Origin of the sequence: Streptomyces sp. 150FB, from assembly GCF_000818195.1 — a bacterium.
GTDB lineage: Bacteria > Actinomycetota > Actinomycetes > Streptomycetales > Streptomycetaceae > Streptomyces.
This window is the reverse complement of sequence record NZ_JTHL01000001.1, coordinates 6,882,712-6,891,681: the sequence shown is the minus strand read 5'-3', so window position 1 is coordinate 6,891,681 and position 8,970 is coordinate 6,882,712. Positions and strand designations below refer to the sequence as shown.

Genomic DNA, 8,970 nt, shown 5'->3' with positions numbered 1-8,970 from the left:
GCCCGCGCGACCGCGCCCGCCGCCGGCCGGCGCCCCGGGTCCCCGCCCCTGTCCCCGCTCCTGGACCGTCGTGCCGGACATCAGAGACCTTCCTGTTCGCTGCTCATCCGGCTGAAGCCGGAGAACCTGGTCAGTACGAAGGCGAAGCTGAGCCCGATCACCACGAGCATCACGGCCAGCACGCTGGCGCTTCCCATGTCGTTGGCCGTGAAGCCGGTGAGGTACATGTCCACGGGCAGCAGCCGCGTGGCGTTGCCCGGGCCGCCCGCCGTGAGCACGAAGACCACGTCGAAGTAGGTCAGCGAACCGGTGATCATGAGCGTGGACGAGGTGATGATGGTGTTCCGCAGTTGCGGCAGGGTGATGTAGCGGAACTGCTGCATCCGGCCCGCGCCGTCGATGGTCGCCGCCTCGTAGAGCGAGCCGGGGATCTGCCGTACGGCGGCCTGGTAGAGCAGCGTGTGGAAGGGCACGAACTGCCAGGCGATCACGAAGATGACCACATAGAGGACGAGGTCGGGGTCGCCGAGCCAGTTCTGCGCCAGTGCGTGCAGCCCCGGGGCGCCGCCGATCCCGAAGTTGGGGTCGAGGAGCGCCTTGAAGGCGATGGCCACGGCTGCCGAGGAGAGCAGCAGCGGTACGAAGTACAGCGCGGCCAGCACCGCCCGGTAGCGCTGCCCGCCCGCCGTGAAGACGCCGAGCAGCAGGCTGATGGGGGTCTGCACGACCCACGACACGGCCATGATCTTCACGGTCAGCAGCAGTGCGTTGCCGGTGACCGGGTCGTGCAGGACCTTCGTCCAGTTGCCGAGGCCCTTCCAGGTGACGGGGCCGAGCCCGTCCCAGTGGGTGAAGCTGAGCACCACGGCGCCGGCGAGCGGGACCAGGGCGAAGACCACGAACATCAGCAACGCCGGTACGGCGAACAGCCCGCTCGCGCCCGAACGGTCGCGGTGTGGGCGCGCGGCCGTGGTATCTGGGTGGAGAACCGACACGTCGAACTCGCCTTCAGGCGGAAATGGTCGCGTTCATGGTGGACGCGAATTTCTTGGGGCTGATCTCGTTGAGGAAGATCTGCTGGAGGGCGGTCAGTACCGCGTCGCCCTGCTGCGGGCTCAGCGCCTGGTCGAGCGAGAGCGCGAAGTTCGGCGCCTTCGAGGCCAGTTCGTAGATGGCCCGGAAGTAGGCGGCGTCGCTCGTGGAGGCGAGCTGGGGTTCAAGGCCAGCGACCGGGGGCACATTGCCCACCTTCAACAGGTCGGCCGCGTACGCCTTGTTGAGCAGGTCGCTCTTGATGTACGCACGGGCCGCCGCCTTCTCGGCGGCGCTCGCCGAGGACGAGACGGACCAGTAGTTCGACGGGTTGCCCGCGACGTTGGCCGGATCGCCCTTGCCGCCCTCGACGGTCGGGAACGGGAAGTAGCCGAGCTTCCCGTCGGTGATGAACTTCGGGTCGGCCGTCTGGATCGTCTGGTACGTGGCGGGGAGCCCGAGGCTCATCGCGGCCTTGCCCGTGTACATCAGCGCGATGTCGGCGCCGCTGTCGGTGGAGATCGAGGCGAAGCCCTTGACGAAGCCGCCGGCCTTGACGAGTTGCTGGATCATCTCGTTGGCCTGGATGACGGCGGGGTGCGACCAGGAGCCGGACTTGCCCGCCAGGATGTCGTTCATCACGGCGGGGCCGCCGATGCGGTCCATCAGGTACGACAGCCACGGCAGCAGCGGCCACTTGGCCTGCCCGCTGACGGTGAACGGGGCGATGCCCGCCTTCTTGAACTTCGGTACCAGCGCCATCAGTTCGCCCCAGCTCTTGGGCGGCTGGGCGCTGATCTTCGCGAACAGGTCCTTGTTGTAGTAGACCATCACCGGCTTCACGCCGTTGTTCGGCACCGCGTACGTCTTGCCGCCGACCGTGCCGACCTTCGCTATCGAGGGCAGGAAACGGCCCTTCAGCTCCGGGTCGGCCGCCAGGTCGCTGAGGTCCTCCACCGAGCCCGCTTGCACGTAGCTGTTGAGAACGCCCCCGCCCCAGCCGTAGATCAGCGTCGGCGACTGGCCGGCGCCGACTGCCGTACGGATCTTCTGCTTGTAGGGGTCGTTGGCAAAGGACTGCACGCTGATCTGCTGCTTGGCGTGTGTCTTGTTCCAGGTGTCGAACGAGTTCTGGAAGGCCTTCTCGGTGACACCGCTGATGATCCAGACCGACGCGCCCTTGCCGCCGCCGGCCGCACCGCCCCTGCTCGGCCCTGAGGTTCCGCAGCCCACCGCCGTCCCGCCGACCAGCGCGGCGATCCCGGCGAGCACAGTTCTGCGTGAGGTGACCGAAGCCGTCATTGCTCTCCGCCTTTCTTCCCCGGTCACACCGATGGGTCCGGGGACGTGTCGCATCGCCGGATCAGCGCCCACGTCGGTGCGGCGTCACGGACCCCGGACGACGTCCCGTGTCGTCGTGAAGTCCCTCATCCGGCTGCGATTTTGAGCCATCGTGCAGGGCGGGTCGAGCCATGTCAATCGTTATCGATAACGTTATCGAAAACGATTTAGTACCCGGTAGGATCTCATCCGTGACCAGTAACCGTGTGACCATCCGCGATGTCGCCGCTCAGGCCGGGGTATCCGTGGCAACCGTGTCCAAGGTCCTCAACGACCGGCACGGGGTGGCGGCGAGCACCTTCGAGCGGGTGACCGCGGTCATCGCGGAGCTGGGCTACGAGTCGAGCCTGGTGGCGCGGAGCCTGCGCAACCACCGTACGAACGTGGTCGGGGTACTGGTGTGGGCCATCGAGCCGTACAGCGCGGAGCTGCTGAAGGGCGCGGCGCGCGCCATCAAGGGCACCGGGTACGAACTCGTCGTCTACTCGGCGGGCGGTGAGGGCGGCGGCCATGTCGGGTGGGAGCGCCGCTACTTGTCGCGGCTCTCGGGCACGCTGATCGACGGCGCGGTGCTCGTGACGCCCACCGTGTCCACGGCCGGCATCGGCTCTCCGGTGGTCGCCGTCGATCCGCACACCGGCGGGGACGGCGCCCCGATGGTGGACTCCGACAACTTCCGCGGCGCCCAACTGGCCGTGGAGCACCTGCTGGGGCTCGGCCACCGCCGGATCGGCTTCCTCGGCAGGCCGCCCAGGGATCTGGAGTCGGGCCACCAGCGGGAGCTGGGCTACCGCAGCGCGCTGGAGTCGGCCGGCATCGCGTTCGACCCGGAGCTGGTGCGCGCCGCCGGGTACGAGGAGAGCGAATCGATGGAGGCCGCACGGCAGTTGCTGAAGCTGCCCGAGCGGCCCACGGCGGTCTTCGCCGCCAACGACCTCTCGGCGATCTCGACGATGGAGGTCGCGCTGACGCTGGGCATGCGGGTGCCGGAGGATCTGTCGGTCATGGGGTTCGACAACGTCCCCGAGTCCACCATGGTCCGTCCCGGACTGACCACGATCGAGCAGCCGCTGCAACTCATGGGGCAGCGTGCGGTGGAGATGCTGCTGGAGATACTCGCCGGCCGCGACCCCGAGCAGCAGCACGTACGGCTGCCGACCCGCCTCGTGGTACGCGAGTCGTGCGCGGCGCCGCCCTCACTGCCGGACAGCGCCGCCCTCGCGGTCACGGAAGCGGCCGGCGTCACCGGAGGCGTGGAGACCCGCTGAGCGGCGGCGGCCCGCACGATCGGGCCCGGTTCGGCCGTACCGCGCACCGCCGAAGCACGGTCGGTGCGGTCGGTGCGGCCGAACTCCGCGCGTGATACCCGACACCCGTTCCCCGATCACGTTCCGCACATTTCCCACACTCACCACCACACCCTCGGCAGCAACGCACGGCACGCATATCCGGCGACCCCGGACAGCACGCCCCTTTCCGGGACGCACCCAGGGCAGTTCGAACTGAAGTTTTACACCGACACCCCTTCGAACACTTCTCCAACTGCCTCCAATTGGGTATTAACTGTCCGCGAGGACAAGGACTTTCAGTGGTTGGCCCAATGGCGGTGAAGCTGCCCCGCCGGGCACGAAACCCGAGGTCAGGGCGGTCGGTAGCGGAATGACCCATATCAACTGGGGATTCCGCGTGGGGATTGTGAAAGGCCTGCGGGATCATCGCTCCGCCGCCGACCGGGACCCTTGAATCGTTCTATGCTCTGGGCGCGTTTCGCGTAGCTGGCTGAACTGCCCTCCCGCCGCGGCCAACTCGTCATCGAACAGGGGATGGCGGTACCGGCGGCCGGCCCCATAGGCAGTCCGCACCGGAGGCATGGTTTTTTTCAACTCGGCGATGAGTGCGCCCTGTCTTTACGACCTATCACTCTTCGCACACATTTCCGGTCCAACCAATTTGTTAGGGAGCAACCATGCGGAAACATGTCATCGGTGCCATGGTCGTGACCATGGCCCTCGGCCTCACCGCTTGCGGCGGGGACTCGGGCGATGATGCCTCGGCGGCCAAGGGCAAGGGCAAGACCCTCACCGTATGGATCATGGAAGGGACCAACCCGGACGCCAGACCCTTCTTCAACGAGGTCTCCGCCGACTTCAAGAAGAAGACGGGCGTCACGGTCGACGTCGAGTACCAGCAGTGGACCACCGTCCAGAAGAAGTTCACGACCGCGATCGAGGGCGGCGCCAGCCAGGTCCCCGATGTCGCCGAGGTCGGTACGACGTGGATCCCGCAGTTCGCCGAGACCGGCGCCCTGGTCGACGTGACGGACAAGGTGAAGGCGGCCGGCCTCAGCACCGACCTCGTCCCCGGCCTGGCCGACGCGGGCACCCTGGACGGCAAGCAGTACGGCATGCCCTGGTACGCCGGTGTCCGCGCGCTGCTCTACCGCAAGGACGTCTTCGACAAGTACCACCTGAAGGCCCCGACCAACTGGGACGAGCTGCGCGAGACCGCGCTGGAGCTCAAGAAGAAGGAACCGGACATGATCCCGTTCCCGGTGGCCGGCAGCGCCGAGATGAACACCGTGCCGTTCATCTGGGGCGCGGGCGGCGACCTCGCCAAGCAGGAGGGCGGCAAGTGGAAGTCCACCATCAACTCCCCCGAGTCGGTGAAGGGCATCCAGTACTACACGGACCTCGCGAAGAAGGACAAACTGTCCCCCGCGAAGGTCACCACCTGGACCGAGAAGGAGATCGCGACCGACTTCCAGAAGGGGAAGATCGCGATGACCCTCTCCGGAAGCTGGACGCCGAAGGCCTTCGTCGCCGCCGCCCCCGACCTCAAGGGCAAGCTCGCCGCGGCGCCCATCCCCGGCGAGAAGGGCGGCCTGAGCAAGTCCTTCCTCGGCGGCTCGTACCTGAGCACCTTCAAGGGTGACAACCAGGAGACCGCCTGGGAGTTCGTCAAGATGGTCACCACGGGCAAGTACGCCACCGAGTGGGCCGAGCAGTCGAACTACTTCCCCGGTCAGAACTCCCTGCTGAAGCAGGTCGAGGCGAAGAACGACCCGCTCGTCGCGCCGTTCGCCAAGCAGATGACCGACGCGGGCGCGACCGTGCCGAAGACCCCTGCCTACGGAGAGATCCAGGCCGCGCAGGTCGTGCCGAAGATGGTGCAGTCCATCCTCACCGGCAAGCAGACCGCGCAGGAGGCCGCCGACCAGGCAGCCAAGGAGATGGACAAGATCTTTGCCTCCTGAGATCACACAGCGCGCCCCGGAGACCGTGCCGGCTCCCCGCAAGGAGCCGGCACGGCCCCGCGGCCCGCGGCGCGGTCCGACCCTGCGCCGGAAACGGCTCATCGCGACGGTGCGTCCGTGGCTGCTGCTCACCCCGTCCCTCGTCGTGCTGGCGGGGCTGCTGCTGTGGCCGCTGGTCAAGGTCGTCCTGCTCTCCTTCCAGGACTACGAGGTCAAGTTCGGCGGCGGCGTCGGCACCTACATCGGCCTCGCCCACTACAGCGACCTGCTCACCGACGGCACGCTGTGGCGGATCGTCCTGCCCAACACCGTGGTCTTCGCCGTGGCGTGCGTGGCCCTGACCGTGGCCCTCGGCACCCTGGCCGCGCTGCTGCTCCAGCGGCTCGGTCCCGTGTGGCGGGCCGTCTGCTCGACGGCGATCATGGCCGCCTGGGCCATGCCGGCCGTCACCGGCACCTACGTATGGGTGTGGCTGTTCACCGCCGACGACGGCATGATGAGCCGGCTCGCGGGATCGCTCGGCCTGATCGACCCCACGACGACCAACTGGTTCACCGAGCGCCTCTCCTTCTACGCCATCGCCACCCTCAACGTGGTGCATCACGGCTTCCCGTTCGTCGCCATCACCGTGCTCGCCGGTCTGCTGACGATCCCCAAGGAGCTGTACGAGGCGGGAATGATCGACGGTGCGAGCGCCTGGCAGCGGTTCTGGAAGATCACCGTGCCGACCATCAAGCCGATCTTCCTGGTGGTCACCATCCTGTCGACCATCTGGGACTTCAAGGTCTTCACCCAGATCTATCTGATGCCCGGCGGCGCCGGCAGCAACGAGGACGTACTCAACCTCGGCGTCTGGTCCTACCAGCGGGCGTTCGCCCAGAACGACTACGGCGCGGGAGCGGCCACCGCCGTCCTGCTCACCCTGCTGCTCCTGGTCATCACATTCGTCTACATCCGTACCCTCTTCAAGGAGAGTGACGAGCTGTGAACCGCACGACGACCGCGGGGCGGATCGGTCTGTCCGTCGCGGTGTTCGCGCTGCTGGTCTTCACCCTCTTCCCGGTGTACTGGATGGTCAGCACCGCGCTCGACCCGAACGCGATCACCCGTGGCTCCGACCTGCTTCCGAGCGGTTTCAGCACGGAGCACTTCGCGTTCATCTTCAGCCACGGCAACTTCGGTCCCTTCCTGCTGAACTCCGTGGTGGTGGGCCTCGCGACGATCATCGTGTGCGGGCTGCTCGCGCTGCTCGCCGCCGTGGCCGTGGCCCGGTTCCACTTCCGCTTCCGCACCTCGGTGCTGGTGATGGTGCTGATCGTGCAGATGGTGCCGCTGGAGGCGCTCGTCATCCCGCTGTTCCTCCAGATGCGCGACTACAACCTGCTCAACAGCCTGGTGGGCCTGAGCATCGTCTACATCGCCCTGTCGCTGCCGTTCGCGATCTGGACGCTGCGGGGGTTTGTCGCGACGGTCCCCAAGGAGGTCGAGGAAGCGGCCTATCTGGACGGCTGTTCCTGGCCCCGGATGTTCTGGTCGGTCCTGCTGCCGCTCATCGCGCCGGGCCTCGTCGCCACCAGCGTGTTCGCCTTCATCACGGCGTGGAACGAGTTCGTCTTCGCCTACACCTTCATGAAGGACGACGCCAAGTACACGGCGGCCGTCGGCCTCTTCCAGTTCTTCGGTGAGAACTCCACCTCCTGGGGGCCCGTGATGGCCGGCTCGACCCTCATCACCGTCCCGGTGCTGGTCTTCTTCATCATCGTCCAGCGCCGGCTGGCCTCCGGGCTCGCGGCCGGGGCGGTGAAGGGATGACCGCCCCCGCGTCCGAGGCGCTGCGCCTCGTCAACGGCGTGCTCCTGCCGGGCTTCCGCGGTACCGAGCCGCCGCGCTGGCTGCTGGAGGCGATCGACGAAGGCCTCGCCGGAGTCGCGTACTTCGCGCACAACGTGCCCGACGCCGAGACGGCCGCGGCGCTGTCGGCCGTCCTGCGCGCCCGCCGCGCCGACCTCGTCATCGCGAGCGACGAGGAGGGAGGCGAGGTCACCCGCCTGGAGGCGGCGACCGGCTCCTCGTACCCGGGGAACGGCGCGCTCGGCGCGGTCGGCGACCCCGGGACCACCGAGCGGGTGGCCCGGCTGATCGGCCGTGACCTGAGGCGCGCGGGCATCGGCCTGAACCTCGCCCCGGACGCCGACGTCAACGCCGATCCGAGGAACCCCGTCATCGGGGTACGGTCCTTCGGCAGCGAGGCCCCCCAGGTGGCGACGCACACCGCCGCCTACGTCAGGGGCCTCCAGTCGGCCGGTGTCGCCGCCTGCGCCAAGCACTTCCCCGGGCACGGGGACACCGCCGTCGACTCGCACCTCGGCATCCCCCAACTCGACGCGGACATCGCGCTGCTGAGGAACAGGGACCTGCTGCCGTTCGCCGCCGCTGTCGCGGCCGGCACCCGGTGCCTGATGACCGGCCACATCAGGGTGCTCCCCTTCGGCGAGGCCCCCGCCACGCTGAACCCGGAGGTCACCCGACTGGCCCGGGAGGAGCTGGGCTTCACCGGCGTCATCGTCACCGACGCGCTGGACATGGGCGCGGTGGCCCGCGACCCCGGCTTCGGCGCCGCCTGCGTGGAGGCCGTACGCGCAGGGGCGGACCTGCTGTGCCTGGGCAACCCCGCCGAGGAGCGGGACGAGAGCGAGTACGCCACGGCGCGCGACGCGCTCCTCGCCGCCCTCGACAGCGGCCGGCTGACCGCCGAGCGGCTGGCGGACGCCGGCCGCCGGATCAGGGATCTCGCCGACTGGATCGGTGAGGCCCAGGCCGTACGACTCCCGCCGGAGGAACCGGCGGAGAGCGGTCTGCCGCTCTCGGTCGCCCGTGCGGCGCTGCGGGTGCGGGGCGACGTACGCCTCGCCTCGGCGCCGCACCTGGTCGACCTCCGGCAGCAGATCAACCACGCGTCGGGCAGCCGCGCGCCCCACCTGCGAAGGCTCCTGACGGAAGCGATGCCCGGCCTGACGGCCACCGGCGTCACCACCGAAGGACCGGTCGCGGGGCGCGCCGACGCGGCACTGCTCGGGGCCGGGGAACGGCCCCTTGTCCTCGTCGTACGTGAACCGCACCGGGATCCCGACCAGGAGCGACTGCTGCGTGAGCTGGTAGACCGCCGGCCTGACTCAGTTGTCGTACTGACCGGACTCCCGCATGCGATTCCACCGGAGATCCGCAATCTGGTGATCACGTACGGATCGGGCCGGGTCAACGCACAGGCGGCCGTGGAGCAATTGCTCGGCTGTGCGCCCTGACACCGCCCATACATGGTCGACGGCCACCGAAGAGCAATATCT

Annotated in this window: 7 protein-coding genes; 5 read left to right on the top strand and 2 right to left on the bottom strand. The window is 68.4% G+C overall.

Annotation, left to right across the window (positions count from 1 at the left end):
• Positions 1 to 80 precede the first annotated feature (80 nt).
• Together QR77_RS29590 and QR77_RS29585 are read right to left on the bottom strand one after the other, a co-directional pair.
• On the bottom strand, positions 81 to 905 hold the full coding sequence (locus QR77_RS29590; RefSeq protein ID WP_078877899.1) for a sugar ABC transporter permease: 825 nt from the start codon (positions 903 to 905) through the stop codon (positions 81 to 83).
• A gap of 103 nt (positions 906 to 1,008) precedes the next feature.
• A complete protein-coding gene (locus tag QR77_RS29585; RefSeq protein ID WP_040025066.1) occupies positions 1,009 to 2,334 on the bottom strand; it encodes an extracellular solute-binding protein in 1,326 nt (441 codons plus the stop codon).
• 230 nt (positions 2,335 to 2,564) lie between these two features.
• On the opposite strand from QR77_RS29585, the gene QR77_RS29580 reads away from it, so the two are divergent.
• From QR77_RS29580 to QR77_RS29560, 5 genes are all read left to right on the top strand, one after another.
• Complete coding sequence (locus QR77_RS29580) at positions 2,565 to 3,641, top strand: LacI family DNA-binding transcriptional regulator (RefSeq protein ID WP_063798096.1); 1,077 nt, start codon at positions 2,565 to 2,567, stop codon at positions 3,639 to 3,641.
• Between the two features lie 698 nt (positions 3,642 to 4,339).
• Positions 4,340 to 5,626: a sugar ABC transporter substrate-binding protein gene (locus QR77_RS29575; protein ID WP_040025065.1), complete on the top strand. Its 1,287-nt coding sequence runs from the start codon at positions 4,340 to 4,342 to the stop codon at positions 5,624 to 5,626.
• A 25-nt stretch (positions 5,627 to 5,651) separates the two neighbouring features.
• Positions 5,652 to 6,614 carry a sugar ABC transporter permease gene (locus QR77_RS29570; protein WP_078877897.1) on the top strand — a complete coding sequence of 321 codons (963 nt, stop codon included), beginning with the start codon at positions 5,652 to 5,654 and terminating at the stop codon, positions 6,612 to 6,614.
• Positions 6,611 to 7,438 (top strand): carbohydrate ABC transporter permease, encoded by an 828-nt coding sequence (locus tag QR77_RS29565; protein ID WP_040025064.1) that lies wholly within the window; start codon positions 6,611 to 6,613, stop codon positions 7,436 to 7,438. The genes QR77_RS29570 and QR77_RS29565 overlap by 4 nt, the downstream gene beginning before the upstream one ends.
• Positions 7,435 to 8,928, top strand: a complete 1,494-nt coding sequence (locus QR77_RS29560; RefSeq protein ID WP_052489149.1) for a glycoside hydrolase family 3 N-terminal domain-containing protein — start codon at positions 7,435 to 7,437, stop codon at positions 8,926 to 8,928. The genes QR77_RS29565 and QR77_RS29560 overlap by 4 nt, the downstream gene beginning before the upstream one ends.
• The last annotated feature ends 42 nt before the right edge of the window (positions 8,929 to 8,970 follow it).

Excerpts from the sequence above, each read along its gene's own strand:
- QR77_RS29590 (WP_078877899.1), bottom strand. The coding sequence starts at position 905 with ATGTTCGTGGTCTTCGCCCTGGTCCCGCTCGCCGGCGCCGTGGTGCTC.
- QR77_RS29585 (WP_040025066.1), bottom strand. The coding sequence starts at position 2,334 with ATGACGGCTTCGGTCACCTCACGCAGAACTGTGCTCGCCGGGATCGCC.
- QR77_RS29575 (WP_040025065.1), top strand. The coding sequence starts at position 4,340 with ATGCGGAAACATGTCATCGGTGCCATGGTCGTGACCATGGCCCTCGGC.
- QR77_RS29560 (WP_052489149.1), top strand. The coding sequence starts at position 7,435 with ATGACCGCCCCCGCGTCCGAGGCGCTGCGCCTCGTCAACGGCGTGCTC.